This is a genomic window from Serratia rhizosphaerae (assembly GCF_009817885.1).
Lineage (GTDB): Bacteria > Pseudomonadota > Gammaproteobacteria > Enterobacterales > Enterobacteriaceae > Serratia_B > Serratia_B rhizosphaerae.
Map to the genome: position 1 here is coordinate 1,472,483 of NZ_CP041764.1, position 26,147 is coordinate 1,498,629.

A 26,147-nucleotide genomic window follows, 5' to 3' on the forward strand; every position below is an offset into this window, starting at 1 on the left:
CCTAACCGCGAAAGCGGAACTGTTCGATCGAGGCCGCCTTCATCTCGATCGAATAGCCCGGCGCGCGCGGCGGCATATAGGCCGCGCCGCGAATCTCGCACGGCGTGACAAAGTGCTGATGCAGATGATCGACATATTCAATGACCCGCCCCTCATGGCTGCCGGCGATGCACAGATAGTCAATCATCGACAGGTGCTGCACGTACTCGCACAGGCCGACGCCGCCGGCGTGCGGGCAGACCGGCAGCCGGTACTTCGCCGCCATCAGCATCACCGCCAGCACCTCGTTCACCCCGCCCAGGCGGCAGGCGTCAATCTGCACCACGTCCAGCGCGCCGCGCATAATGAACTGTTTGAACAGAATACGGTTCTGACACATCTCGCCGCCGGCCACCTTCACCGGCCGCACGCCCTCGCGGATGCGCCGGTGCCCCTCCACATCGTCCGGGCTGGTCGGCTCCTCAATAAACCAGGGATTGGCGAACGCCAGTTGATTGACCCAGGCGATCGCCTCTTCCACTTCCCACACCTGATTGGCGTCGATCATCAGTTGACGATCCGGGCCGATCGTTTCACGGGCAATGCGCACCCGGCGAATATCATCCTGCAGATCGCGCCCGACCTTCAGCTTGATATGAGAGAAACCGGCGTCCACCGCCTGCTGGCACAGCCGCCGCAGTTTGTCGTCCGGGTAGCCCAGCCAGCCGGCCGAGGTGGTGTAGCAGGGGTAGCCGTTCTGCAGCAGATTTTCCCGCCGCTGCGCCTGGCCTTCCGCCCGTTCGCACAGCAGCGCCAGCGCCTCCTGCGGCGTGATGCAGTCGGTGATGTAACGAAAGTCGATGCAGCGCACCAGCTCTTCCGGCGTCATATCCGCCACCAGCTGCCACAGCGGCTTGCCCTCCGCCTTGGCCCACAGATCCCAGACGGCGTTGACCACCGCCCCGGTCGCCAGGTGGATCGCCCCTTTGTCCGGCCCGATCCAGCGCAGCTGACTGTCGCCGGTAAACTGACGCCAGAACGTCCCCATATCGGCGGCGATATCCGCCAGCCGCCGGCCGACGATCTGCGGCTCCAGCGCACGGATCGCCGCGCAGCAGATCTCATTGCCGCGGCCGATGGTAAACGTCAGCCCGTGGCCGCTCAGATCCGGCCGGTCGGTGTCCAGAATCACATAGGCCGCCGAATAATCCGGATCGGGATTCATCGCATCGGAACCGTCCAACTGCTGCGAGGTCGGGAAGCGGATATCCTCCACCCGCAGCGCGGTAATCGTCGTCATGGCATACTCCCGTCAGGCCTGTACCGTGGTTTGTCGCTGCTCGCCCAGCCCGTCAATCCCCAGCCGCATCGTCTGGCCGGCGCGCAGGTAAACCGGCTGCGGCCGCTGCCCCATGCCAACGCCCGGCGGCGTGCCGGTGGAGATCACGTCTCCCGGCTGCAGGCTCATAAAACGGCTCAGGTAGCTGATGATATGCGCGACGGAAAAGATCATGGTGCGGGTGCTGCCGTCCTGATAGCGCCGACCGTCCACCTCCAGCCACAGCCTGAGGTTCTGCGGATCCGGCACCTCGTCGGCGGTCACCAGCCACGGGCCGGTCGGGCCGAAAGTGTCGCAGCCTTTGCCTTTGTCCCAGGTGCCGCCGCGCTCAATCTGGAATTCGCGTTCGGACACGTCGTTAATCACGCAGTAACCGGCGACGTGGCGCAGCGCATCCTGCTCGGCGATATAGCGCCCGCCCTGGCCGATCACCACCCCCAGTTCCACTTCCCAGTCGGTTTTCTGCGAGCCGCGCGGGATCTCCACGTCGTCGTTCGGCCCGACCACCGCGCTGGTCCATTTGCTGAACACCACCGGCTCTTCGGGAATCGTCGCGCCGGTTTCCGCCGCGTGATCGGCGTAATTCAGGCCGATACAGATAAATTTACCGATGCCGCCGACGCAGGCGCCGAGACGCGGCTGCCCCTCTACCCGCGGCAGACTGGCGATATCCAGCTGCCGCAGCCGATCGATGCTGTCCGGCAGCAGCGCCGCGCCGCCAACGTCGGCGATATGCTGAGAAAGATCGTGAATGTCTCCGTGTTCATCCAACACGCCCGGACGTTCCTGCCCCACGGCGCCATAACGTAACAGTTTCATACAGTCCCCAATGTCAGAGAGAAATCACGCGCCACAGCGGCGCGCAACGGATCAGTTGCTCCAGCCGCCGTCAATAATCTGCACGGTGCCGGTGGTATAGGCGCTGGCATCAGAGGCCAGATACAGCGCCAGCTGGGCAATTTCGTCGGTTTTACCGATGCGCCCGATCGGCTGGCGCGCCACAAACGCCTGGTACACTTCGTCTTCGCCGCGCCCCTGCTCGCGCGCCTGCTCGGCAATGCGCTGATGCAGCGACGGTGACTCCACCGTGCCGGGACAGATGGCGTTGCAGCGGATGCCGTCGGCGACGTAGTCCGCCGCCACCGACCGCGTCAGGCCAATCACCGCCGCCTTGGTGGCGCCATAGGCAAAGCGGTTCGGCACGCCTTTCACGCTGGAGGCCACCGACGACATATTGATAATCGTCCCCCGGCGCTGCGCCAGCATCGCCGGCAGAAACGCGCGGATGGTGTGGAACATGGCGCTGACGTTCAGGTCGAGGGCGAAGCGCCACTGCTGCTCGCTGCACTGCAAAATCGTGCCGCTGTGCACCACCCCGGCGCAGTTAAACAGCACGTCGACCGTGCCCAGCGTTTCCGCCGCCGCCGCAATCGCCGCGGTGTCGGTCACGTCCAGCCGCAGCGGAGTAATGCCCGCCAGCCCCTGCAGCGCATCGGTATTGATATCGCTGGCAATCACCTCCGCCCCCGCCGCGGCGAACAGTTTGGCGGTACTGAGGCCGATGCCCTGCCCGGCGGCGGTAATCAGCGCACGTTTCCCGGTGAGATCCATAGCAACTCCTTGGCTTAAAGGTCTAATGGTCAGGCCACTAAAGGCGGTTAAAGGTCAGGCCTTTACCATGACAAAAGACGCTTTACGCGTTATCGTTTGGTGAGAAAGTAAATATACCCGTCATACTTCAAGCTGCAGGTGTGTTGGCTGCGTTCAGTCACCCGGATCACTGACCGGTGTAAGCTCATCAGGGATTCCTTCCCTGGCCGCCTTCCTGCGACTCGAATTATTTAGGGTATAACAACGTTTTAAAACAACATTTCAATTAACTAATTTTTTACACCTGATTAACCAACACTCAAGCGAATTGAGCAATATTTGTGCGCTGAATCACTTAATGCCAACGTGCCGAAGGTTGAACATGCCGATTACCCGACTGGAAAATCCAAGAATTTACAGACAGATAGCCGACCAGCTGAAGCGTCTGATCGAAAACAATGAGTTTCCCCCCGGCAGCCGCCTGCCTTCCGAACGCGATTTGGCGCAGCAGCTGCAGGTCAGCCGCGCCTCGGTGCGCGAAGCGCTGATCGCGCTGGAGGTGATCGGTCTGGTGGATGTGAAGGTGGGCAACGGCGTGATCGTCAAAGCGCCGTCGGCGACGCTGACGTCGCAGGAACCGGTAATGCAGCAGGCCGGCCGCGATCAGTGGGCCGATGTCGACGACGAACTGAATATCTCGCTGGATTTCAACGCCGAGCTGCCGCCTTTTTCGCTGCTGCAGACCCGCCTGCTGATTGAGCCGGAAACCGCCGCGCTGGCTGCCCGGCACGCCAGCGACGAAGAGCTGGCGGGCATCCGCGCCGCCTACCAGCAGAACTGCCGAGACAACCGCGCCGGCTCCGCCACCCATCCCGGCGACCGGCTGTTCCATATCCGCATCGCCCAGGCCAGCGGCAACCCGGCCTATGCCTTTATCATCGCCCACCTGCTCGGCCACCGTTACGGCAGCATGTTCCGGGTGTTGCAGCGCCACTATACGCCGGAGGATATGCCGCACCGCTCCGAGCAGGAACACCAGGCGATACTGACCGCCATTGAGGCGCGCGACGTGCGCGGCGCGCGCAGGGCGATGAAGGCCCATCTGGACCAGGTGATCGCGATTTTTGCACGGGCACAGTAAGCCGTAGCGGACACAGCGCAAACTTTACGCATCTGCGCGCATTTTCCCCATGCGGCGAGGGCGCGGGCGCATTACACTAAAGCCTGTTCCGTCAGAGGCCGCCAGGCGCTGATTTCGCTCTTGATGCTGTATTTTGAAATGGATATGGACCGTTGAAGACTCTTTTCTCTGCCGTTTTAGTAACCCTCGGCCTGGGCAGCCTGTCGCTGTCGGCACAGGCCGAGACGCCGCGGCTGACGTCGCAGATCGTCGACCAGTACGCCGAGCATATTTTCTACAACAGCGGCGCCACCGGCATGGCGCTGGTGGCGATCGACGGCAATCAGGTGGTCAACCGCAGTTTTGGCGACACCCGACCGGGCAACAACCAGCGTCCGCGTCCGGACTCATTGATCCGCATCGCCTCCATCACCAAGCTGATGACCAGCGAGGTGATGGTGAAGCTGGCGGCGGAAGGCAGGCTCAAGCTGACCGACCCGCTGCGCAAATATGCCCCGTCCGGCGCCTACGTGCCCGGCTATAATTCACGCCAGCCGATTACGCTGCTGAATCTGGCGACCCATACCAGCGGCCTGCCGCGCGAGCAGCCGGGCAAAAAACCGCCGAAGACGCCGGTGTTCACCTGGCCGACCAAGGCGCAGCGCTGGCAGTGGCTGGCCCATGCACACATCACCGTACCGCCGGGGGTGCATGCCTCCTACTCCAACCTGGCTTACGATCTGCTGGCCGACGCGCTGTCGCGGGCGGCGGGCAAACCCTATACCAGGCTGCTGCGTGAGCAGATCACCGGGCCGCTCGGCATGGTCGACACCACGCTGACGCCGAGCGCCGAGCAGTGCTCGCGCCTGATGGTGGCCTCCGTCGGCCCCAGCGCCTGCGGCAATACCGTGGCGGCGGCCGGCAGCGGCGGCATTTACTCTACGCCGCGCGATATCCAGCGCTGGATGCAGCAGTTCCTCGATTCGCAGGCCAGCCCGCGCAAAGCCACCGCCGCCCGCGAGCAGACCATGTACTTCCAGCGCCGCGAACTGGTGTCGCTGAAAGGGATGGACGTCCCCGGCGATGCGGATGCGTTAGGCCTCGGCTGGATCTATATGGCGCCGAAAGACGGCCTGCCGGGCATTATTCAGAAAACCGGCGGCGGCGGCGGCTTTATCACCTATATGGCGATGTCGCCGCAGAATAATATCGGCGTGTTTGTGGTGGTGACCCGTTCGGATCTGACCCGCTTCACCAATATGAGCGACCCGGTCAACCGGCTAGTGGCCGATCTGGTGGCCAACAAGGGCTGATGGCATCGGGCGCAGGAACCTGCGCCCAGTTAGCTGCTCCGCCGCCAGGCGTGGTTGCGTTCTTCAAACACCAGTTTATCCATCGAGTTGGCAACGCCCGCCTGCGCCAGCATCCGCAAGCAGGCGCCAACCCGGCTGCTTTCGTTGACGGATTCCAGATACAGCATGCGCAACATCACGTCTGTCATACGCGGTAAGCTGCTCTGCGCCTTTTCCCAGCGGGCGACCGTTTGCACATCGACCCCCAGCAGGTCCGCCAGCGCCTTCTGCGACATATTCATTTCCACCCGCAAGAAGCGGATTTCATCCGCCTGCAACGGGCGCTCGCACGCCACCAGCGCCCGGGCAATGGAGCGATGCAATCCCGTGACGTCCTCAATGCTGATGTAGATTTCACCCTCGATCTCTGACTGATGAACGCCATTCGCCAGCCAAATCGTATTCAAACCGCTTTCGATATAGTGATACACCGTTGTTTCCTCGCTAATGGATCATCACCGTCACCACCAAGGCGGCGGGATCGCTTACCACCCGTTTCAACACCACGACTACCTCTATCCGCTCGCCGGCAGCCACGCCGAGCATATTCAGCTTCCAGTCGCCCGCCGGCGTCAGATGGGGCAGCTCGGTAAAGCGGCTGTGGCGGCTGCTGAGTACCGCCAGAATTTGCCGCAGCGATATCCGCCGCTCCGCCATCCGCTGCCGGGCATGGGCGCTTAACAGAATACGCTCGGTATGCGATGTCGCCAGCTGCTGCAACAGCCTTTTGGCCGCCGCAGGACGCAGAGGAAATTCGCTGATGTTGTCAGGGGGTATAAAATCCATTTTATCACCTGTCAATTTGATAGCTATCATTTTGACAGGTTAATCAGGCGCAGACAAGCGTGTTACACAATTAACGCGAAGAGAAAAGCCAGAGGGCGGAGCACGCTCCGCCCTCTGCAGGCATCGGCGCAGGATAGTTTATGCCAGCGCCGCCATCTGGTGCATCACCGGGTGGAAGTTGCGTTTAAAGTAGATCAGGCCGTGACCGCCGTCGCTGAGCGCAATCTGCTTGATCTCCACCAGATACACCTGATGGGTGCCGACGCTCTGTACCTGAGTGATCTCCCCTTCCAGGCTCGCCAGCGTGTGGCGCAGCATCGGCTGACCGAGCGCGCCGGTCTGCCACTCTTCCAGCCGGAAGCGGTCTTCCATGCAGACGTCGGTCATGCCAGCAAAGTGGCGCGCCATCATCTCCTGCTCATGGTTCAGCACGTTGACGCACAGCCGGCCGTTTTCCTGAAATACCGGGTTCATCGCGCTGTTGCGGTTGATACACACCATCAGCGACGGCGGCGTATCGGTCACCGAACAGACCGCGGTGGCGGTAATGCCGCAGCGCCCCGCCGGGCCGTTGGTGGTGACGATATTCACCGCCGCCGACAGGCTGGCCATCGCATCGCGAAAGCGCAGCCGGTGTTCATTTTCCTGAGACATAGCAACCTCCTCCAAAAAATCATTTCAGCAAGTTATTCAGCTGATTAATATCATCATTGTTATGCAGGTGCGGCACCGTCCAGCCGTTCTGATCGTAGTCGGACAGACACTTGTCGACCATCTGCATCATCTGATCCATGGTGCCGGATCCCTGTGCGTGGCGCAGGCACTGCAGGCGGATCTCATCTTGGCTGCCGGCATAGTTGATCTCATACAGCTCGTGGCGGCCGCCGAATTCGCTGCCGATCGCATCCCACATCAGCTTCAGGATCTTGATGCGTTCCACATGATCCATGCCGTTGGATCCGCGCACGTACTGCGCCAGGTACTTGTCGATCGCCGGGTTGTTCATATCACGAACGCTGGACGGCAGGTAAATCAGGCCGCTGGTCACGTTCTTTTCGATAATATGCTTCACCTTGGTGTAGGCCATCGGCGCCATCACGCGGTAAGTCTGCAGCGCGGCGGAATCCGGCAGATAGGCGCCGTTCTCCCACTGGGTGGCTTCGGCGCACATCGCGTCGCTCAGCGACCAGAACAGGTTGCGCCAGGCCACCACTTCTCCCAGATCGGCCTGCACGCCGCGGAACTCCAACACGCCGGTGCAGCCCAGGCTCTTTTGCAGCAACGCGGTGATAAAGTCCATCTTCACCGCCAGACGCACGCAGGCCTGCAGCGGGAACAGACGGGCAAACCCGCCCTGGGTGCTCCAGCGGCGACAGCGGTCGAAATCGCGGTAAATCAGTACGTTCTCCCACGGGATCAGCACATGGTCCATCACCAGAATAGCATCGTTTTCGTCAAAGCGACTGGAGAGCGGGTAATCGAACGGCGATCCGGTGGCGCCGGCGGCCAGCTCATACGAGGCGCGGGAAATCAGCTTCACCCCTTCGGCGTCCATCGGCGCGACGAACATCAGCGCGAAGTCCGGGTTATCGCCCATCACCTGCGCCGAGCCGAAGCCGATAAAGTTGTAGTGGGTCAGCGCCGAGTTGGTGGCAACCACCTTGGCGCCGCTGACGATGATGCCGGCGTCGGTCTCTTTCTCTACCTTGATAAACACGTCTTTCACCTCGTTGACCGGCTTATGACGGTCGATCGGCGGGTTGACGATGGCGTGGTTGAAGTACAGGCCGGTTTCCTGAATCCGCTGATACCAGTTGCGGGCATTGTCGGCGAACTGGCCGTAAAACTCGGGATAGGCCCCCAGCGCACAGCCGAACGCCGCCTTATAGTCCGGGGTGCGTCCCATCCAGCCGTAGCTCTGACGCGACCAGTCGGCGATGGCGTCGCGCTGCTGGCGCATCTCTTCCGGGCTGCGGGCATAGCGGAAAAACTTATGGGTATAGCCGCCGTTACCGGTGTCGGTGCCCCAGCACAGGCGGTCATGGCTGGCCGGATCGTGCAGCGCGTCATACAGCTGGCCGACGGACGCGGCGGCGTTGCGGAACGCCGGATGGGTGGTGATATCCTTGACCCGCTCGCCGTAAATATAGATTTCACGGCCGTCCTGCAGGCTTTTCAGGTATTCAGCGCCGGTGAACGGGCGTTTATTGTCAGCGCGGAAGTCTTCTGGTTTCATCGGGTGCCCCTCGTAATCGGTATTTTCACGGCCGCAGTGCGGCATATTGTTAAAATAATGTTTTCTTTTGGTTGCTTAATTGAAGACCCCAACGCCGGTTTCGAGAAGAGACTTTTGCGGCAATCGTCGGTACTTTTCAGAGGGGAGTGCCGCTTTCGCGGCAAACTGTGATCCAGGCGGTATTCCGCCGTTATGACAGGGCGTGTTGCGCGGCGCGATAGCGGCTCGGCGAGCAGCCTTCCAGCCGGTTGAAAAAGCGGGCGAAGTAGGCCGGGTCCTTGAATCCCAGGCTGTAGGCGGTCTCATGCACCGTGCAGGCGCTGAACAGCAGCAGGCGCTTGGCCTCGCGCAGCAGCCGGTCGAAAATCAACCGTTTCGGCGAGCGGTTGGCGAAGCGCCGGCACAGATCATTGAGCCGCGATTCGGTCACCCCCAGCGCCTGGGCATATTCCGGCACCGGCAGATGCTCGCGGAAGCGTTCGTCCACCATCTTGTTGAAACGCTGGAACAGCTTCAGCTCGCCGCGCACGCCGGTGGCCGCCGAATCCTCCAGCGCGGTATTGCGCAGCAACAGGGTGAACACCGCCTGCGCCAGCAGCGTCAGCGTCTGTTCGCGCCCCGCCAGCCCGGCGGAAAACTCGCGGCGGATCAGCGCCCAGTAGTGACTGAGCGCCGCCAGCTCCTGCGGCGCGCTCGCCAGCGACATGCAGATGCCGGGCATATCCAGCGCCAGATTGCTGCCGGGGTACAGCCGCTCCAGCAGCAGCCAGATCAGCTCCTGACGCACCGTCAGCACATGGCCGTCGCTGTCCGGCTCGGTGAAAAAGGCGTGGGGCACCGACGGCGGCGTCAGGATAAACAGCGGCGCCTGCACCGAATAGTGCTGGTCGTCCAGCTGCAGCTCGATCTTGCCGGTCTCCAGAAAGTGCAGCTGGAAAAAGCAGTCATGCCAGTGCACCTGCATATCGCGGCCGAAAAACGCCGCCAGCCCGGCAAAGGTTTCATAATGCACATCGTCCGCGGCGTAACGCGCATCGTACTCTTTACAGATATCGATGTTGGCGATAAAGCCGGTACTTTTCTGCACGTCCTTCTCCTGTGTCGTCAGGGGGCAAGCTCGTCCCCGGTGATCTTGTCATGATTGACGGCGCTGCGCCGCTGCGCGGCGTTCATCGGAATGCGCCACACCAGCAGTGCGCCTATCACCAACAGCCCGGCGACGAAATACAGCCCGGAGTTGAAGCTGCCGGTCAGATCCTTCAGCCAGCCGATCAGCAACGGGCTGACCGCCGAGCCGATATTGCCGGTGGCGTTGATCAGCGCGATCCCCACCGCGCGCGCTTCCAGACTGATGGCGCGATCCGGCGTGGTCCAGAAAATGGCCATCGCGGTAAACGAACCGACCGACGCCATAATGATCCCCAGCAGCTGGATCAGGCTATGATGCGTGGCCGACGCCAGCAGCCAGCCGGCGGCGGCAAACAGATACGGCAAGGCGGTATGCCGCTTGCGCTCCTGCAGCCGATCCGATCGTTTACTCCACCACACCATGCCGGCGATGGTGCAGATCTGCGGGATCGCCGCCAGAATACCGATGACGATATTGCTGCTGTTCTGGTTAAAGCTTTGCAGGATCTGCGGCGTCCAGATATTGATCGCGCTCAGGGTGTTGGTCAGGCAGAAGTAGGCCAGCGTATACATCAGCACGATCGGCGTGAACACCTCGCGCCACAGGCTACGCGACGATGTCTGCCGCGGCGCGGCGGCGGCCGTCTGCTGCCGTTTGTCGGCCTCCATCATCGCCTGCAGGCTGCTTTTCTCCTCGGCGCTCAGCCAATTGGCCTTGGCCGGGGTATCGTCTAGATAGAACCACACCACCACGCCCAGCAGCACCGACGGAATGCCTTCCAGCAGGAACAGCCACTGCCAGCCCTTCAGGTTCAGCACGCCGTCCAGCGCCAGAATATAGCCGGACACCAGCGAGCCGATCGCCATGGTGACCGGCATGGCGATCATAAACAGCGCGTTGGCGCGGGCGCGGTAATAGGCCGGGAACCAGTAGGTGAGGTACACCAGGATCCCCGGCAGAAAGCCGGCTTCGGTAATGCCGACGATCATGCGCAGCACATACAGGCTGGTCGGCCCGGTGGCGAACAGCGTACAGGTGGAGGCGATGCCCCACAGCACCATAATGGTGGCGATCCAGCGCCGCGCGCCGACGATGCTTAGCATGATGTTGCTGGGAATGCCGAAAATCACATAGGTGACGTAAAACAGCGTCGCCGCCAGGCCGAACATGGTGGAACTGAGGCCCAGATCCTGCCCCATGGTCAGGCCGGCGAAGCCGATGTTGATACGGTCGAGAAACGAGAAGACAAACAGAATAAACAGAAACACGATCAGACGCCGAAACAGCTTGTTAATCACCGACTGCTCGGCGGCGCTCTGCGCTTTATGCGGCTGCGAATCGACCTGGTTCATGATGGCTCCGATTAATAGACGCCCGGGGCATCGCCCTGCGCCGTTCCCGCTTTAAACTCGGCGGCCAGTTTCTCCGCCGCCCGCGCCAGCAGGGTGGTATCGACGCCCACCGCCACAAACAGCGCGCCGCACGCCAGATAGTGGCGCGCCAGATCCGCCTGCGCCATCAGAATACCCGGCGCTTTACCGGCGGCGCGGATGCGCGCGATGGCGTCATCGATGGTCTGCTGCACCTCCGGGTGCTGCGGGTTGCCGGCAAAGCCCATATCGGCGCTCAGATCCGCCGGGCCGATAAACACCCCGTCCACTCCGTCGACCTGCAAAATATCGTCCAGATTGCTGACCGCCTCGCGGGTTTCAATCTGCACCAGCACGCACATTTGCGCATCGGCGTCATGCAGGTAGTTCGGCACCCGGTTCCAGCGTGAGGCCCGCGCCAGCGCGCTGCCGACGCCGCGTATACCGTGCGGAGGATAGCGCGTGGCGCGCACCGCCGCGCGCGCCTGTTCGGCGTTCTGGATCATCGGGATCAGCAGCGTCTGCGCCCCCACGTCAAGCAGCTGTTTGATCACCACCGGATCGTTCCACGGCGGGCGCACCACCGGATGACTCGGGTACGGCGCCGTCGCCTGCAGCTGGCCGAGCACCGTCTGCACGTTGTTGGGCGCATGTTCGCCGTCGATCAGCAGCCAGTCGAAACCGGCTCCGGCCAGCAGCTCGGCGCTGTAGCTGCTGCACAGGCCGAGCCACAGGCCGATCTGCGGGCGCTTTTCCTGCAGCGCCTGTTTGAAGGTATTGATAAGCATCGCGTTCTCCCCTGGCCGCCGTTACACAAAGCGGCAGCTGATGCAGCCCATCGGGCCGTAATCCACGTGGAAGGTATCGCCGCGCCGCGCCGCCACCGGGCGGGTAAACGAGCCGCCGAGAATAATCTGCCCGGCCTCCAGCTCGACGTCGTGCGGAAACAGTTTATTCGCCAGCCAGGCCACGCCGTTGGCCGGGTGGTTCAGTACCGCGGCGGCGACGCCGGACTCTTCAATCACCCCGTTGCGATACAGCAGTGCGCTTATCCAGCGCAGATCCAGCGCATCCGGCTTGATCGGCCGGCCGCCCATCACCACGCCGGCGTTGGCGGCGTTATCGGAAATGGTGTCGAACACCTTGCGCGGGCGCTGGGTTTCCGGGTCGACGTTGTGGCAGCGCGCGTCGATAATCTCCAGCGCCGGAATCACGTAGTCGGTGGCGTTATACACGTCAAACAGCGTGCAGTTCGGCCCGCGCAGCGGTTTGGCCAGTACAAACGCCAGCTCCACCTCGACCCGCGGCACGATAAAGCGGTCGACGGGAATATCGCTGCCTTCGTTGAAGAACATATCATCCAGCAATGCGCCGTAGTCCGGCTCGGTGATCTGCGAGCTGACCTGCATGGCGCGCGAGGTCAGGCCAATCTTGTGCCCTTTCAGCGTCCGCCCTTCGGCGATCTTCAGTTCCACCCACTGGCGCTGAATGGCGTAGGCGTCCTCAATGGTGATCTCCGGATGATCGATCGACAGCGCGCGGATCTGCTCTCGGTTTTGCTCCGCCTGATGCAAGCGTTGTACCGCACGGCTCAACAGGTTTTTATCCAGCATTTACCACCTCTCAGGATTGACGGAACAGCGCGTGAACATTGTTCTGTTTGTAATTCAGCACCGGGTCCAGCTCTTCCATGGTGAAAGAGAGCGCCAGGTAGCGGCTGGCCGTCAGCGCGGCAAAGTGTTCTTTAATCAGCGCAAACAGCATCTCGCCCACCTGCTGCCGGCTCTCCAGGCTGCGGCCGTGGCCGATTTTCAGCGTCATATGCACAAAGGCGTAATCCTGCTTGCCGTCGGCCATCTGCCAGGTGTCCAGCCAGATGGCGCGGCTGCGCACGCCGCCGAGCGGAAAGATGCCGGTGTCCGCCAGCGCCTGATTCACCTTGGCGAACAGCGCGGGCAGCTGCGCCTGCTCGCGGATATTGTCGGTACATTCAGCGTAAAAATGGGGCATGGCTTTACCTCAGACTTCAGCGGGAAGCGGGAACACGGCGTTGACCTGCCCGGTGCCGGAACTGGCGAACAGCGGGGTGATAAACTCCACCTTGCCGTCATACTTGTCCCAGCCGAGCAGTCCCAGCAGCATCACGGTGTCGTGCATATTGCCCTCGCCGTAGCAGTAATCGGCGTACTCCGGCAGCATTTCGCAGAACTCGCGGAAGCGCCCCTCGGCCCACAGTTTCACCACCCGCTCGTCCATCTGCTGGTCAAACTGGCGGGTGTAGCTGTTCATGCCCTCTTCGGCGCGCTGGTCGTCGATAAAACGGTGCGACAGCGAGCCGCTGGCGAGCACCGCCACGGTGCCGTCATAGTTTTCGATCGCGGTTTTGATCGCTTCCCCCAGCCGGCGGCTGTCGGCGAAGTCGTGCACGGTGCAGAAGGCGGAGATCGACACCACTTTAAAGTGGCGATCGCTGTTCATATAGCGCATCGGCACCAGCGTGCCATACTCCAGCTTCAGGCTGGGAATATCGTGCGCCTTGGCGCGTACGCCGAGCTTGCAGGCCTCATCGGCGATCATCTGCCCCAGCTGCGGATTGCCGTCGTACTCGTAGCTCATATCGCGGATAAAGTGCGGCAGTTCGTTACTGGTGTAGACGCCGGCGAAATGGTCGCTGCAGTTGATGTGGTAGGCGCTGTTCACCAGCCAGTGGGTATCGAACACGATAATGGTGTCGACGCCCATTTCTCGGCAGCGCGCGCCGATCTCCCTGTGGCCGTCGATCGCCCCCTGGCGGCAGCCGTGGTTTTTTCCCGGCAGTTCAGACAGATACATCGACGGCACATGCGTAATCTTTGCGGCTAACGCTAACTTACCCATAAGTCCTCCTATCCCCTTCATCTTTCGAATTGCCGCGTTGTTGGCTGCCTGCGGCTGTGCGGCCCATCCATGGGCTTCCCCCTCACGGGGCCGCGGCAATCCGAAAGCGATTGGGTATAGTCCTGTTTTTAATTCAAAAACATGAGGCTTAAACGCCCCAGCGTGGGATCGGATGGTCGCCCATTGAGATGCAGACGTTCTTCATCTCGGCGAACACTTCAAAGCTGTACTCACCGCCTTCGCGGCCGGTGCCGGAGGCCTTCACCCCGCCGAACGGCTGGCGCAGATCGCGCACGTTCTGCGTATTGACGAACACCATGCCGGCTTCGATATTGCGCGCCAGGCGCATCACCTTGCTCACATCCTGGGTCCAGATATAGGACGCCAAACCGTATTCCACATCGTTGGCCATCCGCAGGCCGTCTTCTTCTGACTTGAACGGCAGCAGGCAGGCCACCGGTCCGAAAATCTCCTCCTGCGCCACGCGCATGCGGTTATCGACATCCGCCAGCACCGTCGGCCGCAGGAAGTTGCCGTACTCCAGCCCCTGCGGCTTATCCGGCCCGCCGGCCAGCAGCGAGGCGCCCTCTTCCACGCCCAGACGGATATAGCCGGACACCTTCTCCCAGTGCTGCTGGCTGATTAACGCGCCGACCTGGGTCTGCGGATCGGTCGGGTCGCCCACCCGCAGGCGGTTGGCGCGTTCGGCGAAACGTTTGACGAATTCCGGATAAATGCTTTCCTGAATGAAAATGCGCGAGCCGGCGGTGCAGCGTTCGCCGTTGATCGAGAAGATGGTGAACAGCGCGGCGTCCAGCGCGCGTTCGATATCGGCATCCTCAAACACCAGCACCGGCGACTTGCCGCCCAGTTCCATCGAATATTTCTTCAGCCCGGCGCTCTGCATAATGCGGCGGCCGGTGGCGGTGCCGCCGGTAAAGGAGACCGCACGCACGTCCGGATGGCGCACCAGCGCATCGCCGGCGGTGGCGCCGTAGCCCTGCACCACGTTCAGCACCCCGGCCGGAATGCCGGCCTCCAACGCCAGCTCCCCCAGACGGTCGGCGGACAGCGGCGACAGTTCGGACATTTTCAGCACCGCGGTATTGCCCAGCGCCAGGCAAGGGGCGGTCTTCCAGGTGGCGGTCATAAACGGCACGTTCCACGGCGACACCAGCGCGCACACCCCGACCGGCTGCACCAGGGTGTAGTTGAGCATCTTGTCGTCCACCGGGTAGGTTTTGCCGTTCATCTGCTGGCACACCTCGGCAAAGAACTCGAAGTTGTGCGAGGCGCGCGGGATCAGCACGTTTTTGGTCTGGTGGATCGGCAGGCCGGTATCGGCGGTTTCCATCTCGGCGATCTGCGGCACGTTTTCATCGATCAGCTCGCCCAGCCGGCGCATCAGGCGCGCACGCTCCTTCATCGGCGTATTGGCCCATTTCGGGAACGCCGCCTTGGCCGCCGCCACCGCCATATCGATCTCCGCCTGCCCGCCGGAGGCCACCTCCGCCAGCACCTCGCCGTTGGCCGGATTGGTGGTGGTGAAGTACTCGCTGCTGGTCACGTTTTTGCCGTCGATCCAGTGGTTGATGGTTTTCATCGCAGGCTCTCCTGATAATCGTGTTCGCTGATAATGTGGTTGACCAGGCGGCCGATGCCTTCAATCTCCACCACCACTTCGTCCCCCGGCTGCACGTCGGCCAGCCCTTTCGGCGTGCCGGTGGCGATCATGTCGCCCGGCTGCAGCGTCATAAATTCACTGAGATAGCTGATGAGATACGGAATATCGAAAATCATGTCGGCGGTGGTGCCGCGCTGGCGCAGCTCGCCGTTGATATAGGTGCTGAGCTGCAGGCGGTGCGGATCGCCGATATCGTCGCGGTCGACGATATACGGGCCGATCGGCGTCAGGCCGTCGCGGCTTTTCACCCGCAGGTTCGGCCGGTAGTAGTTTTCCAGGTAGTCGCGGATGGCGTAGTCGTTGCACAGGGTGTAGCCGGCGACGTACTCCATCGCCTGCTCGCGGCTGACGTGACGGGCGGTTTTGCCGATCACCGCCACCAGCTCGGCCTCATAGTGCATGTACTCCACCCCGGCCGGACGCACCGACACCTGGCGGTGGCCGGTCAGGGTATTGGCCGCCTTCAGAAACACCAGCGGCTCTTCCGGCGCTTTAAATTCCAGTTCGCTGGCGTGGTCGGCGTAGTTCAGCCCCAGCGCGAACACCGTGCCCTGTGCCGGCGGCAGCCATTCGACGTCGGTTTCATTCAGTTGCGTGCCGTCCGGCAGCGTGACCCGCAGCTGCTCGTCAACGCTGACGTTAAACATCTGGCCGTGATGGCGAATGCGCGCGTGCTTCATGCTTGCTCTCCTTCCAAAACCGCAACGTTGCTGAGTGCCGGCAGGCCGGCGGCGCGGATCGTCACCTCGTCGCCCGGGTTAATCGCCACCCGCTGATGCGGCGTGCCGATCAGCAGCACATCCCCCGGCTGCAGCGTAATAAACTCGCTGATGGCGGCCAGCAGCTCGCCGCCGGAACGCACCAGATCCGCCGTTGACCAGCGATCCTGCTCCACGCCGTTGATCTCGGTGACAATCTGCAGCCGGTCGATGTTATCCAGCTGCGCCATCTCGCCCAGCGGGCAGAAGCCGTCGCGACACTTGGCCTTGATCGCCGGGCGGTAAAAGCTGCTCTCCGCCAGGCTGACGTCGTTGGCCAGCGCATAGCCGGCGATATACGCCGCCGCCTGCGACGCCGGCACCTGGCGGGCGGTATCGCCGATCACCAGCGCCAGCGTGCCGCCGCTGTAAACTTTTTCTGCCGCCGGCAGCGGGATCTGACCGCCGTGGCTCAGGTAGGTGTTACGCGGTTTGATAAACCATACTGGGGTCTTCGGCGGGGTCTTGTAGGGCGCGTCATGGAACGCGCGGTCCCAGGCGTCCATCTGGCTGCGGTGGTTAAGCGCCACCGAAAATACGGTTCCTTTCATGCAAACTCCTATTGTCACAAATCAGGACATCCGGCATTCGTTAATATATTAATGATTACTTTTAACCGCTGCTCAGCATTTACGCAACGCCGTTAATTTGATTTGTGATCGTGATAACAAAATATTCACAACCCCAAAACATATTGTTGATATTTCAAATAATTAGCCTTTTTAAGCCCTATTTTTCACGCTGAGACACATTTTCCCTTTATCCACGACGCCAAATATGGCTACTATTAAGTTATTAATAAAAATCGAACGGCCGGCGCCTGAACGCCGGATGCGCCAACACTTTGATAGCAAAGGCCCGACATATGCATGAATCCCTCACCATTGCCCTGTTGCAGGCGCGCGAAACCGCGATGGGCTTTTTCCGCCCGATCCTGAAAAGCCACAACCTGACCGAACAGCAGTGGCGCATCATCCGCGTGCTGGCCGACCAGCGTTCGATCGAATTCCATGAGCTGGCGGCGCAGACCTGCATTCTGCGCCCCAGCCTGACCGGCATTCTGTCGCGCATGGAGCGGGATAAGCTGATTTTCCGCCTGAAGCCGATTAACGATCAGCGCAAGCTGTATGTCTCACTGACCCAGCAAGGCCAGGAGCTGTATGAGGTGGCGCGCCATCAGGTTGAACAGGGCTACCGTGAGATTGAGGCGGCGTTCTCGCCGGAGAAAATGCAGCAGTTGATGGCGCTGCTGGATGAGCTGATCACCCTGGGCGAGCAGCAGCCCGCCAACCTGGTCGCGCATCCCGCCAAAAAGTGACGGCCCTCAGGACGCGGCGGGCCGGGCCTCCGGCAGCAGCGCGCCGCCGTCCACCACCAGCGTCTGGCCGGTGATATACCCCGCCGCCGCAGAAGCCAGAAACACCATCGCTGCGGCGATATCTTCCGGCTCCCCCAGCCGGCCAAGCGGCACCGCGCCGCCAATCGCCTGATTGAAGGCGTCATCCCCCAGGTTCGCCATCGCCGGCGTGCGGATCATGCCCGGCTCCACGCCGTTGACCGTAATGCCGTAAGGCGCCAGCTCCAGCGCGGCGGCGCGGATAAAGCCGTTCACCCCGGCTTTGGAGGCGGCATAGTGCGCCAGCCCGGGATAGGCCACCTTCGGCCCGGTCACCGATGAGGTCACCAGAATGCGCCCGCCGCCCTGGCGGCGCATCCACGGCAGCGCCGCCTGCGCCAGATGGAACGGCGCCATCAGGTTGACGCTGAGGGTGCGCTGCAGCAGCGCGCGGTCAATCTCGGCAAACGGCGTCAGCGGGAAATAGGCGGCGTTATGCACCACCACGTCCAGCCGGCGGCAGCGCTGCGTTACCTGCGCCACCAGCGCGGCGATCTGCGCCTCGTCGGCCAGATCGCACGCCAGCGCCTGCGCCGACCCACCCTGCTCTGTCAGCTGTTCCGCCGCCTGCCGCGCCTTATCATGCTGGAGATCGGCCACCACCAGCGTGGCCCCCAGCCGGGCAAAGGCACCGGCGATCGCCAGCCCGATGCCCTGCGCACCGCCGGTCACCAGCACCACCTGCCCGCGGAACGCATCCGCGGCGAAGGTCATGCCCCGCTCCGCGGATGGCGGGTGGTATTGAGCACCTGCGCATGCGCGCCGACGGCAAAATTACTCAGCGCGCTGAAGTCGCTGCCCTGATAGCCGAGGATCTTGCCGTCGGTACGCAGCCCCTGCAGATCGATCATCACCACGCCGAGGGTCGGAATGATCTTTTCGCGCCAGACAAACAGATACAGCTGCTCTGCCACCTTGACGTAGTGGCAGCGGTCAACGTCCGCCAGCCCTTTCTCCACCCCGTCCAGACATTGCCAGGCGTAGAAATTGTCGTTCAGGTAGATATGCTCATAGCGCTCGGTGGGGCTGTAGGTATACATATTGCGCATGCCGATCGGCTCGTCGGTAAACGCCGGCAGCGGCGCATCGTCATCCGCCAGCCGGCCGAAGCGAAACTCGGCCGCCACCGCGGTCAGCGGCAGCCCCTGCTCCACCCGGCTGAAAGCGTCCAGGCGCGTCTGCGCCTCATCCGGTAGTTGGCCGTACACCGCAGTGAAATTGCCCAGCGCCCGATTACATACCAGCGTAATGCTGGCGTTGGCGCGCTGCGGGTCGAGGAAGTCGATAAACAGCACGCCGGGGCGCAGCGCGGTGGCGCGATAATCCGCCGGCTGCCCGCGCCAGTGCAGCGTCTGTCCATCGACAAAGCCGACGTCGAGACGCTCGCCGTCGGCAAAGTACAGGCTCAGCGTCTGCCCGGCCAAATCGTCCTGCGCCTGCAGGGTATGACTGTCGGGGGCAAAGCCCTCCGCCAGTGCGCCAACCTGAATAAACACCGCTTCTGAATGCATTTGTCGCTCCTTATAGGGAAGTAAAAGCCAGAGTAGGCACATCCACCACGCCGGCGCCGCCGTCGGCCACCAGCGTGGCGCCGGTAATGATCGACGCCTGCGGCGAGCAGAGAAAACAGCACGCTTCGGCGATCTCTTCGGCGCTGGCCGGCCGCCGCAGCGGCACGTCGCGGCATACCTGACGGTAAGCCTGATCCAGCGTCCAGCCGTGCGCCGCCATCAGCGGCCGCATCTCTTCATCGGCCATCGGCGTGGTCACCCAGCCGGGGCAAATTGCGTTGGCGCGCACCCCGAGCGGGCCGTAATCGCGCGCCACGGAGCGCATCAGGCCGATCAGCGCATGCTTGGCGGTCACGTAGCCGCACGCCTCCGGCCCGGCGGCCAGCGAGGCTATCGACGCCACCAGCAGCAGGCTGCCGCCGCTTTTCACCAGCTCCGGCAGGCAGGCGCGCGCGCTGGCGAAGGCGCTGTTGAGGTTGCTGTCCAGCGCCTGCCGCCATGCGGCGTCCGTCATCTCGCCCAGCGCGCCTAATCCCATTCCGCCGGCGCTGCCGATCAGGCAGTCGATACGCCCGCCCTGGCGCATAATCTGCGGCAGCAGCGTGTCACGCCAGCTGTCGCCGCAGGCGGCGTCGCCCACCAGCGCCGTGGCGCCAATCTCCGCCGCCAGCGCCTGCAGCGGTGCGGCGCGGCGGCCGACAATAAACACCCGATCGCCCTGCCCGGCCAGTTGCCGGGCGCAGGCAGCGCCGATGCCGGTACCGCCGCCGGTAATCACCACCGTTCTAGTCATCGATTTTCTCCATCAGTTGCGCCACCATCAGACACGCGCTGAGCAGCAGACAGCGCTGCGCCGCGGTCAGGCGTAAATAGCGCCGGCCCGGCGGCAGGCGGCTGACCACCTCACAGGCGGCGAAATGTTCGATGCTGAACTGCCAGCGCCCCGCCGCCAGCGTCAGCTGGGCATGGCGGAAATCCAGCCGCGCCAGCGTCGCGCCGATTTGCGGATAGCGCGCCAGCCAGCCCGTAAGCTGCCGGGCGGCGGCCTCATCGCCCGCCGTGCAATAGCGTACGCCGCGTCGCCGCCACCAGCCGGTGCCGCGCACCGTCAGCCGGGCGCTGCCCGTCAGCGCAGTGAGGCCGCTCAGGGAAAAACGGTGGCTGACGATATACGCCAGAAACAGCGCCTGCGGCCGTTCGCTGATCTCAAGCTGCGGCCCCTGCGGCAGCGTCAGGCATAGACGGCCGGCGGACAGCCGCTCGCAGGCATAGGGACGCAGATCCGCCTGCAGCCGGTCGAGCGCGCTGCCGGCGCGGTAGCCGGCCGGTTCACGCTGCCAGACGCGGTTAACCGAGGGAGGTAAGGCGATCAAACTGCACCTCCTCGCGTTCCGACTTATCCAGCGCCTGCATCAGCACCAGCTCCACCGGCACCGGCTTGAACGGGTTGACCCGCTGCACGCACAGCGTCCAGAACAGGGCGTACACGGCGGTCAGGCCGATCATGATGCCGAACGGGATATACACCGCGCTGCGCGGCATGCCCGGCGGCGCGATATAGATAATCGCCAGCACGATGCCAATGCTGGACACAATCTGCGGCAGCGGAAACAGCGGCGATTTATAGGCGCGCGGCAGATCCGGCCGGCGGATGCGCAGCAGCACCACCGACAGCGTCACCAGCAGGTAGGCCACGCCCCAGGCGCACACCGCCGCCAGCACCATCGGGATAATGCGCTCCAGATCGCCCTGAATGGCGAAGGCGTGCACGCAGGGGATCAGCACCGCCACGGCAATGCCGACCACCGGCGTTTTAAAACGCGGATGCAGGTAGGCGAACGCCTTCGGCAGCGCGCCGTCCAGCACCATGCCGTACAGAATGCGCGGCACCGCGGCCATCAGCGTATTGATGGTCGCCGCGCCGGCCAGCAGCAGGCCGACGCCCAGCCAGTATTTGCCGAATTCGCCCATCACCTGGCCGGCGAACGCCGGGATCGCCATCGGCGTATCCAGCAGGCGCACATGATGCTCGGCGTCGACCACCACGTTCTCCACCTGATGGCTGAGCGCCGCGCCGTACAGCGCCATACAGGCGGCGACGCCGCACAGTCCCAGCGCCATGGCGCGCGGGATCACCCAGGCCGAGCGTTTGATCTCCGGCGCCATCGGCGTCACCAGTTCGCAGCCGACGAACATAAACATCGCCATCCCCACCAGGCTGAACACCGCAAAGGGATCGCTGACGTCCAGCGCGCTGCCGAACCAGCCGGGCAGCGCCACCGCCGGCGGCGACAGCAGGCCGGCGATGCCGAAAATCACCAGCGTGCTCCACATGCCGAAGGTCAGTACGATTTCCGCCTTGCCGAACGCCTCAATGCCGAACGCGTTCAGCAGGCCGAAAATCACCACCAGCCCGACGCCGACCATCCATGAGGCGTTATGGCTGGTCGCCAGGGTGTTGAGATGTTCAAAATTCACCAGCGCCATGATGCCGGCCAGAATGGTTTCCGCCGTACCGGCGAAGATATGCACGATCAGATAGGCGGACAGCGCGCCGGTAATGGCGAAGAAGCGCCCCATGCCGCAGGAAATGTAGTCGTAGACCGAACCGGTGGTCGGCAGGATCGCCGCCGCTTCGGCAAAGGTGGTGAGCTGCGCCTGCATCATCACAAAAGCGATCAACATCGCCAACGCAAAGGTATCGCCGCCGATGCCGAAACCGCTGGTTACGGTCAGGATCACCGGGCTGGCCATAATCACGCCGACCGAGCTGGCCAGCGTGGTGGGAAAGCCCACCTTGCCTCGTTCAAGGTGGGCGGAAAGGCGCGACGACAGGTTCATCGGAATATCCTCTGCAGGTTGGCTTAACGCACTATAGAGAGGAAAGGAAAACGCTGACTATCGTCCTTATGGACGAGATGCCTCAGGCTGTGCGCTGCGCCACAGCGCCAGCCCGCCGGCGTCGCGCGGGTAGCGCCGCAGCGGGGCCAGCACCTCGGAGAAAAAGGCGTAGTAGCCGGCGCACAGCCGGTTATAGCCGTCCGGCCCCAGATGCGCCGGGCAGCCGCCCTGGCACACCATCTTCACGCTGCAGCGCTGGCACTCGCGCCGTACGCTCTTGCGCCGGCCGAAAGGCAGCGCGCGGGCGGCATCCGCCAGCGTCGCCAGCTCATCGCCGGCGTTAAAGCGCCCCAGCCGGTGGGCCTCGTCAATCAGGTGATCGCAGGCGTAGACGCCGCCGTCCTGCTCCATCACCAGGTTGCCGCCGCAGCGCGCCGCATGCACGCAGTCGGGGCTGACCTGGGTGAAATACTGCGCGTAGACGTGCTCAATATTCATCACAAACACCCGCCCCACGTCGCCGCGCTGCCGCCAGCGGCGGTAGATATCGCGCATAAAGCGCCCCCAGTTGGCCGCGCTGAGGCTATAGCCGCCCGCCGGCGCGTCGCCCTCCAGCATCAGCGGCTGAAACTGCAGAAAACGCGCCCCCAGCGCCGTCACCTGGTCATACAGCGCCGCGGCGGCGTCGGCGACGCCGTCGTGCACCACCACCAGCAGGTTAAACGCCACGCCGTGCTGCTGCAGCAGCGCAATACCGCGCAACGCAGCGTCATAGCTGCTGTTGCCGCGCCGGTCCGGACGATGGGCGTCCTGCGTCTGACGATCGCCGTCCAGGCTGACGCCGATAATAAAATTATGCTCTCTGAACAGCCGGCACCAGGCGTCGGTCAGCAGCGTGCCGTTGGTCTGCAGACTGTTGCTGATCACCACGCCCGGCGGCGCATAGCGGCGCTGCAGCGCCAGCGCCCGTTTATAGAAGCCGATGCCCGCCAGCAGCGGCTCGCCCCCCTGCCAGACAAAGTTGATCTCCCGGCTGTAACGCGGCTGGGCGGCGATGTACTGGCGGATAAACTGCGCCAGCAGCGCATCGTCCATCCGCGTCGGCCTGTCGCCGCGCTGCGGATAGTAGCAGTAGCGGCAGGCCAGATTGCAGCCGGCGCCGACCGGTTTCACCAGCAGGTGGAACGGCGCGGCGGCGCGGGCTACGCCGCTGACCGGGATTTGTCGCGCCCGCAGCGCATCGATATTCATGGCGCCTCCGCCAGCGGCTGGCGGGTCGCCGGATCGATACCGATATAATGGCCGTCGGCATCCACCCCGAGGTAGTCCACCATCTTGCCTGTTGCTTCAATCACCATCCCCTGCCGGGCATAGCGCTGATAGGCCGCGCTGAGACGTTTGACCATCTCCGGGTGCTCGGCGGCCAGATCGCGGGTTTCCAGCGGATCGTCGTGCAGATTGAACAGTCCCCAGGGCGCGCTGGCGGCCTGCGGGCCGTTTTTCACCAGCCGGCGCAGCTTCCAGTCGCCGTCGACATAGGCCGCCTGATTGTGCAGCTCCACGGCGTAGTTGAGCCGCGGCGCCGCCTGGGCCTCGCCGCTGAAATAGCGTTTGAAACTGACGCCGACCATCGGCAGCGGCGCCTGTTTTTTCAGCGGCTTGGCGGCGTCGATGCCGGCAAATTCATACAGCGTCGGCGCAATGTCATAGATCGCCATCGGCGTACGGTCGATGGTGCCATGCTGCTGCAGCTGCGGGGCGGCAATAATAAAGTCGGTATTGATGCCGCCCTGCCCGCTGGTGGTCTTATGGTAATTGGCGTACGGCGCGTTGCTGACGTTAGCCCAGTGCGGGCCGTAAGCCACAAACGACCCCTTGCGGCCGATATTGGCGTAACTGTTGTCAAACTGACGCCAGTAGTCCGGCTGCGAGCCGTAATAGAAGCCCTGCGCCGGGTTGGCGCCGTTGTCGGTCAGGAACAGCACGATGGTGTTCTTATCGCGCCCGGTCTGTTTCAGGGTCTGCATCACCTTGCCGATCTGCGCGTCCATATTGGCGATCATCGCCGCATACACCTGCATGGTTTTCGCCGCATACTTTTGCTGCTGCGGCGTCATCGCCTGCCATGCCTTATCCAGCGCCAGCGACGGCAGCGGCGTATTGTCGTTAATGATGCCCAGCGCCTTCAGCCGCTTGATGCGCTGCTGATAAATCGCCTGGTAGCCGGCATCGTATTGGCCGTCAAACCTGGCGATCCAGTCATCCGGCGCCTGCAGCGGATCGTGCGGCGCGGTAAACGCCAGATAGGCGAAAATCGGTTTATCCTGCGGCGTGTCATCGATCCACTGCGTCAGCTGGCGGGCATAGGCCTCGCTGGAGTAGAAATCCTGCGGCAGCGACACCCGCTTGCCGTTCAGGGTATAGAAGGTGTGAAACGCCTCGACGGTGCCGAGCGGTTTCGCATCGTTAAAATGACTGGTTCCGCCGCCCATAAAGGCGAAAGCCCGTTCAAAACCGCGATCGGTCGGCCGCGCGCCGTCGGTGTAGCCCAGGTGCCATTTCCCCGCCATCATGGTGGCGTAGCCGGCGTCGCGAAAGCGCTCCGGCAGCGTAACAACCCGATCCGTCAAGCGCATTTCATAGCCCGGACGCGCAATGGTGTTCTGATACCACCACATGGCGCCCATTCCCGCCTGCTGGTTGGTGTTGCCGGTCATCAGCATCGACCGCGCCGGCGCCGACATCGGCGAGGTATAAAACTGGCTCATGCGTACGCCCTGCTCTGCCAGCGCCTGCAGATTGGGCGTCGGGATTTCGCCGCCAAACGGCGTGATGTCGGAATAGCCCATATCGTCCGCCACAATAATCAATACGTTGGGCCGTTCGCCCGGCGCGCTATGCGCCAGGCCTGACACCACGCTGCTCAACGCCACTGCCACCACTTTTCTTTTCATCGCCATTTCGCTCCTGAAGCATCATCATTTTTTCTTCTTAACGGCCTGCGGAAAATTGCCGGTATACTTTTTCATCAGCCGTAATTTTCGAGTGTAGAAAGCAAAAGAAATTTTTGACTATCGTTCTTAAGGACGAGGGTAAAACGGCATCGTCAGCGGCGGCGGCGTCACGCGCAGCGCCGCATGCGATCGCCCGCAGGGCAGAAAATCGGGTGAAAATTCAGAGAACAAGCGGCGGAAAACTTTATTAATGTTTTAATAAAAAGGCAGGATTCACGCATTAGAAACGTGACAATTACCGCTCTGGCTCATTGTTATTTATGTAGTTTATTGCAAGCCACCTCACGTTGTTAATATGTTTTTATTGTGTTGCATAATTGCGACAACTATGCTGTTATCGTTCACATATTAACCGATCCCCACTACGCACAATAGTGCCCGGATCCCGGCGGTCGCGCCGGCGAGCTAAGGGCGATAAAGGGAGGGCAGGACATTATGCAGACACCATCAGCGCCCGCGGCGAACGATGCCTTTATTGCCAGTTGCCTGAACACCATCGCGCATCTTATTCCCGTTTCCGCCGGCGTGTTTTATTTGGTCAACAGCCAGTTAAAACCCGAGCATTATATTTTGCAGGGCATTTCCGCCAATACGCATCGGCAATATTTGGCAGATTTCCAGCATATTGATCCGATGAAACCGGCCAACTTTCATCGGCACGATATTACCATGGTAAATATGACGCCGGCGGCCATCGCCAATAACCGCCAGTATTACCATGATTTTATGTTGCCGAATAATATGCGCGATATGACCGAAATCTTTATTCGCCAACGCAAGCGCATTGTCGCCGGGGTGTCATTAATCCGTGATACGCCGTTTACCGCGCTGGAACGCGGCCGGCTGCACGCGGTGCTGCCGCTGATTGAGCTGGCGACGCGCGACCTGCTGCCCGAGGGCGAAGCGCAGCTGCTGACCGCCAAAGAGCAGGAAATTGTCAACCTGGTGCGCGAAGGCGCCAGCAATAAACGCATTGCCTTAAAGCTGGGTATTTCGCTCTCCACGGTGAAAACTCATATGCGCAATATATTTTCTAAAACCGCAGTGGTAAACCGCACCGAATTGGTGTCCAGCGGATTTATCGCCCAGGGATAATAGGTTCCGCCGCCAGCCTGGCGAAATACATTGCCGTTATTATCGTCAGCCGCAATAAAATCATAGCCAG

General features: G+C 62.3%; 27 protein-coding genes. 4 read left to right on the plus strand and 23 right to left on the minus strand.

Annotated elements, in window-relative coordinates:
* Window position 1: 1 nt before the first annotated feature.
* From FO014_RS06945 to FO014_RS06955, 3 genes are read right to left on the minus strand one after another with little or no spacing between them, the layout of a single operon-like run.
* On the minus strand, window positions 2-1,279 hold the full coding sequence (locus FO014_RS06945) for an L-fuconate dehydratase (RefSeq protein ID WP_160028529.1): 1,278 nt from the start codon (window positions 1,277-1,279) through the stop codon (window positions 2-4).
* 12 nt (window positions 1,280-1,291) lie between these two features.
* Window positions 1,292-2,137, minus strand: a complete 846-nt coding sequence (locus tag FO014_RS06950; protein ID WP_160028531.1) for a fumarylacetoacetate hydrolase family protein — start codon at window positions 2,135-2,137, stop codon at window positions 1,292-1,294.
* A 51-nt stretch (window positions 2,138-2,188) separates the two neighbouring features.
* Entirely contained in the window at window positions 2,189-2,929 is a 741-nt protein-coding gene (locus FO014_RS06955; protein WP_160028533.1) for an SDR family oxidoreductase, read from the minus strand.
* Window positions 2,930-3,290: 361 nt separating this feature from the next.
* On the opposite strand from FO014_RS06955, the gene FO014_RS06960 reads away from it, so the two are divergent.
* Both FO014_RS06960 and ampH read left to right on the plus strand, forming a co-directional pair.
* Window positions 3,291-4,049: a FadR/GntR family transcriptional regulator gene (locus tag FO014_RS06960; protein WP_105229660.1), complete on the plus strand. Its 759-nt coding sequence runs from the start codon at window positions 3,291-3,293 to the stop codon at window positions 4,047-4,049.
* A gap of 152 nt (window positions 4,050-4,201) precedes the next feature.
* Window positions 4,202-5,341: a D-alanyl-D-alanine-carboxypeptidase/endopeptidase AmpH gene (ampH, locus tag FO014_RS06965; protein WP_160028535.1), complete on the plus strand. Its 1,140-nt coding sequence runs from the start codon at window positions 4,202-4,204 to the stop codon at window positions 5,339-5,341.
* A 29-nt stretch (window positions 5,342-5,370) separates the two neighbouring features.
* Here the strand turns inward: ampH and FO014_RS06970 are convergent, their stop codons facing one another.
* The 13 genes from FO014_RS06970 to FO014_RS07030 all read right to left on the minus strand — a co-directional run bounded on the left by FO014_RS06970 (window position 5,371) and on the right by FO014_RS07030 (window position 16,771).
* Entirely contained in the window at window positions 5,371-5,811 is a 441-nt protein-coding gene (locus tag FO014_RS06970; protein WP_160028537.1) for a helix-turn-helix domain-containing protein, read from the minus strand.
* A 13-nt stretch (window positions 5,812-5,824) separates the two neighbouring features.
* Window positions 5,825-6,166 (minus strand): DUF4258 domain-containing protein, encoded by a 342-nt coding sequence (locus FO014_RS06975; protein ID WP_105229657.1) that lies wholly within the window; start codon window positions 6,164-6,166, stop codon window positions 5,825-5,827.
* Between the two features lie 138 nt (window positions 6,167-6,304).
* Window positions 6,305-6,820, minus strand: a complete 516-nt coding sequence (hpaC, locus tag FO014_RS06980) for a 4-hydroxyphenylacetate 3-monooxygenase, reductase component (protein ID WP_105229656.1) — start codon at window positions 6,818-6,820, stop codon at window positions 6,305-6,307.
* A gap of 19 nt (window positions 6,821-6,839) precedes the next feature.
* Complete coding sequence (gene hpaB, locus FO014_RS06985; RefSeq protein WP_111738115.1) at window positions 6,840-8,402, minus strand: 4-hydroxyphenylacetate 3-monooxygenase, oxygenase component; 1,563 nt, start codon at window positions 8,400-8,402, stop codon at window positions 6,840-6,842.
* A gap of 190 nt (window positions 8,403-8,592) precedes the next feature.
* Window positions 8,593-9,489, minus strand: coding sequence for a 4-hydroxyphenylacetate catabolism regulatory protein HpaA (gene hpaA / locus FO014_RS06990; RefSeq protein ID WP_160028539.1), 897 nt, complete (start codon window positions 9,487-9,489; stop codon window positions 8,593-8,595).
* Between the two features lie 17 nt (window positions 9,490-9,506).
* On the minus strand, window positions 9,507-10,883 hold the full coding sequence (gene hpaX, locus FO014_RS06995) for a 4-hydroxyphenylacetate permease (protein WP_160028541.1): 1,377 nt from the start codon (window positions 10,881-10,883) through the stop codon (window positions 9,507-9,509).
* 11 nt (window positions 10,884-10,894) lie between these two features.
* Window positions 10,895-11,689 (minus strand): 4-hydroxy-2-oxoheptanedioate aldolase, encoded by a 795-nt coding sequence (gene hpaI / locus FO014_RS07000; protein ID WP_105229653.1) that lies wholly within the window; start codon window positions 11,687-11,689, stop codon window positions 10,895-10,897.
* A 21-nt stretch (window positions 11,690-11,710) separates the two neighbouring features.
* Window positions 11,711-12,514 (minus strand): 2-oxo-hept-4-ene-1,7-dioate hydratase, encoded by an 804-nt coding sequence (gene hpaH / locus FO014_RS07005; RefSeq protein ID WP_160028543.1) that lies wholly within the window; start codon window positions 12,512-12,514, stop codon window positions 11,711-11,713.
* Between the two features lie 10 nt (window positions 12,515-12,524).
* The gene (locus tag FO014_RS07010; protein ID WP_111737768.1) at window positions 12,525-12,911 is read right to left on the minus strand and encodes a 5-carboxymethyl-2-hydroxymuconate Delta-isomerase; all 387 of its coding nucleotides are present in this window, start codon (window positions 12,909-12,911) and stop codon (window positions 12,525-12,527) included.
* Window positions 12,912-12,920: 9 nt separating this feature from the next.
* A complete protein-coding gene (gene hpaD, locus FO014_RS07015) occupies window positions 12,921-13,778 on the minus strand; it encodes a 3,4-dihydroxyphenylacetate 2,3-dioxygenase (protein ID WP_160028545.1) in 858 nt (285 codons plus the stop codon).
* A gap of 148 nt (window positions 13,779-13,926) precedes the next feature.
* Window positions 13,927-15,381, minus strand: a complete 1,455-nt coding sequence (gene hpaE, locus FO014_RS07020) for a 5-carboxymethyl-2-hydroxymuconate semialdehyde dehydrogenase (protein WP_105229649.1) — start codon at window positions 15,379-15,381, stop codon at window positions 13,927-13,929.
* The gene (locus FO014_RS07025; protein ID WP_105229648.1) at window positions 15,378-16,142 is read right to left on the minus strand and encodes a fumarylacetoacetate hydrolase family protein; all 765 of its coding nucleotides are present in this window, start codon (window positions 16,140-16,142) and stop codon (window positions 15,378-15,380) included. The genes hpaE and FO014_RS07025 overlap by 4 nt, the downstream gene beginning before the upstream one ends.
* Entirely contained in the window at window positions 16,139-16,771 is a 633-nt protein-coding gene (locus FO014_RS07030; protein WP_160028547.1) for a fumarylacetoacetate hydrolase family protein, read from the minus strand. Before FO014_RS07030 ends, FO014_RS07025 begins: the two co-directional genes overlap by 4 nt.
* A 314-nt stretch (window positions 16,772-17,085) precedes the next feature.
* On the opposite strand from FO014_RS07030, the gene hpaR reads away from it, so the two are divergent.
* Window positions 17,086-17,538: a homoprotocatechuate degradation operon regulator HpaR gene (gene hpaR / locus FO014_RS07035; RefSeq protein ID WP_160028549.1), complete on the plus strand. Its 453-nt coding sequence runs from the start codon at window positions 17,086-17,088 to the stop codon at window positions 17,536-17,538.
* A gap of 6 nt (window positions 17,539-17,544) precedes the next feature.
* Here the strand turns inward: hpaR and FO014_RS07040 are convergent, their stop codons facing one another.
* The 7 genes from FO014_RS07040 to FO014_RS07070 form a co-directional block, all read right to left on the minus strand.
* Complete coding sequence (locus FO014_RS07040; protein WP_160028551.1) at window positions 17,545-18,330, minus strand: SDR family oxidoreductase; 786 nt, start codon at window positions 18,328-18,330, stop codon at window positions 17,545-17,547.
* The gene (locus tag FO014_RS07045; protein ID WP_160028553.1) at window positions 18,327-19,127 is read right to left on the minus strand and encodes a molybdenum cofactor biosynthesis F family protein; all 801 of its coding nucleotides are present in this window, start codon (window positions 19,125-19,127) and stop codon (window positions 18,327-18,329) included. Before FO014_RS07045 ends, FO014_RS07040 begins: the two co-directional genes overlap by 4 nt.
* Window positions 19,128-19,137: 10 nt before the next feature.
* Window positions 19,138-19,920: an SDR family NAD(P)-dependent oxidoreductase gene (locus FO014_RS07050; RefSeq protein WP_105229644.1), complete on the minus strand. Its 783-nt coding sequence runs from the start codon at window positions 19,918-19,920 to the stop codon at window positions 19,138-19,140.
* A complete protein-coding gene (locus FO014_RS07055; protein WP_160028555.1) occupies window positions 19,913-20,500 on the minus strand; it encodes a DUF3156 family protein in 588 nt (195 codons plus the stop codon). The genes FO014_RS07050 and FO014_RS07055 overlap by 8 nt, the downstream gene beginning before the upstream one ends.
* Window positions 20,475-21,968: an APC family permease gene (locus tag FO014_RS07060; protein WP_160028557.1), complete on the minus strand. Its 1,494-nt coding sequence runs from the start codon at window positions 21,966-21,968 to the stop codon at window positions 20,475-20,477. The genes FO014_RS07055 and FO014_RS07060 overlap by 26 nt, the downstream gene beginning before the upstream one ends.
* A gap of 66 nt (window positions 21,969-22,034) precedes the next feature.
* Window positions 22,035-23,219: an anaerobic sulfatase maturase gene (locus tag FO014_RS07065; protein WP_160028559.1), complete on the minus strand. Its 1,185-nt coding sequence runs from the start codon at window positions 23,217-23,219 to the stop codon at window positions 22,035-22,037.
* Window positions 23,216-24,922: an arylsulfatase gene (locus FO014_RS07070; RefSeq protein WP_105233204.1), complete on the minus strand. Its 1,707-nt coding sequence runs from the start codon at window positions 24,920-24,922 to the stop codon at window positions 23,216-23,218. Before FO014_RS07070 ends, FO014_RS07065 begins: the two co-directional genes overlap by 4 nt.
* A 495-nt stretch (window positions 24,923-25,417) precedes the next feature.
* Between FO014_RS07070 and FO014_RS07075 the strand changes: the two genes are divergently transcribed.
* Entirely contained in the window at window positions 25,418-26,077 is a 660-nt protein-coding gene (locus FO014_RS07075) for a helix-turn-helix transcriptional regulator (protein ID WP_105229640.1), read from the plus strand.
* The last annotated feature ends 70 nt before the right edge of the window (window positions 26,078-26,147 follow it).

What these genes read in the sequence shown, in the direction of transcription:
- FO014_RS06945 (WP_160028529.1), bottom strand. Translation starts at nt 1,279, where the DNA reads ATGACGACGATTACCGCGCTGCGGGTGGAGGATATCCGCTTCCCGACC.
- FO014_RS06950 (WP_160028531.1), bottom strand. Translation starts at nt 2,137, where the DNA reads ATGAAACTGTTACGTTATGGCGCCGTGGGGCAGGAACGTCCGGGCGTG.
- FO014_RS06955 (WP_160028533.1), bottom strand. Translation starts at nt 2,929, where the DNA reads ATGGATCTCACCGGGAAACGTGCGCTGATTACCGCCGCCGGGCAGGGC.
- FO014_RS06960 (WP_105229660.1), top strand. Translation starts at nt 3,291, where the DNA reads ATGCCGATTACCCGACTGGAAAATCCAAGAATTTACAGACAGATAGCC.
- FO014_RS06975 (WP_105229657.1), bottom strand. Translation starts at nt 6,166, where the DNA reads ATGGATTTTATACCCCCTGACAACATCAGCGAATTTCCTCTGCGTCCT.
- hpaC (WP_105229656.1), bottom strand. Translation starts at nt 6,820, where the DNA reads ATGTCTCAGGAAAATGAACACCGGCTGCGCTTTCGCGATGCGATGGCC.
- hpaB (WP_111738115.1), bottom strand. Translation starts at nt 8,402, where the DNA reads ATGAAACCAGAAGACTTCCGCGCTGACAATAAACGCCCGTTCACCGGC.
- hpaX (WP_160028541.1), bottom strand. Translation starts at nt 10,883, where the DNA reads ATGAACCAGGTCGATTCGCAGCCGCATAAAGCGCAGAGCGCCGCCGAG.
- hpaI (WP_105229653.1), bottom strand. Translation starts at nt 11,689, where the DNA reads ATGCTTATCAATACCTTCAAACAGGCGCTGCAGGAAAAGCGCCCGCAG.
- hpaH (WP_160028543.1), bottom strand. Translation starts at nt 12,514, where the DNA reads ATGCTGGATAAAAACCTGTTGAGCCGTGCGGTACAACGCTTGCATCAG.
- FO014_RS07010 (WP_111737768.1), bottom strand. Translation starts at nt 12,911, where the DNA reads ATGCCCCATTTTTACGCTGAATGTACCGACAATATCCGCGAGCAGGCG.
- hpaD (WP_160028545.1), bottom strand. Translation starts at nt 13,778, where the DNA reads ATGGGTAAGTTAGCGTTAGCCGCAAAGATTACGCATGTGCCGTCGATG.
- hpaE (WP_105229649.1), bottom strand. Translation starts at nt 15,381, where the DNA reads ATGAAAACCATCAACCACTGGATCGACGGCAAAAACGTGACCAGCAGC.
- FO014_RS07025 (WP_105229648.1), bottom strand. Translation starts at nt 16,142, where the DNA reads ATGAAGCACGCGCGCATTCGCCATCACGGCCAGATGTTTAACGTCAGC.
- FO014_RS07030 (WP_160028547.1), bottom strand. Translation starts at nt 16,771, where the DNA reads ATGAAAGGAACCGTATTTTCGGTGGCGCTTAACCACCGCAGCCAGATG.
- hpaR (WP_160028549.1), top strand. Translation starts at nt 17,086, where the DNA reads ATGCATGAATCCCTCACCATTGCCCTGTTGCAGGCGCGCGAAACCGCG.
- FO014_RS07040 (WP_160028551.1), bottom strand. Translation starts at nt 18,330, where the DNA reads ATGACCTTCGCCGCGGATGCGTTCCGCGGGCAGGTGGTGCTGGTGACC.
- FO014_RS07045 (WP_160028553.1), bottom strand. Translation starts at nt 19,127, where the DNA reads ATGCATTCAGAAGCGGTGTTTATTCAGGTTGGCGCACTGGCGGAGGGC.
- FO014_RS07050 (WP_105229644.1), bottom strand. Translation starts at nt 19,920, where the DNA reads ATGACTAGAACGGTGGTGATTACCGGCGGCGGTACCGGCATCGGCGCT.
- FO014_RS07060 (WP_160028557.1), bottom strand. Translation starts at nt 21,968, where the DNA reads ATGAACCTGTCGTCGCGCCTTTCCGCCCACCTTGAACGAGGCAAGGTG.
- FO014_RS07065 (WP_160028559.1), bottom strand. Translation starts at nt 23,219, where the DNA reads ATGAATATCGATGCGCTGCGGGCGCGACAAATCCCGGTCAGCGGCGTA.
- FO014_RS07070 (WP_105233204.1), bottom strand. Translation starts at nt 24,922, where the DNA reads ATGAAAAGAAAAGTGGTGGCAGTGGCGTTGAGCAGCGTGGTGTCAGGC.
- FO014_RS07075 (WP_105229640.1), top strand. Translation starts at nt 25,418, where the DNA reads ATGCAGACACCATCAGCGCCCGCGGCGAACGATGCCTTTATTGCCAGT.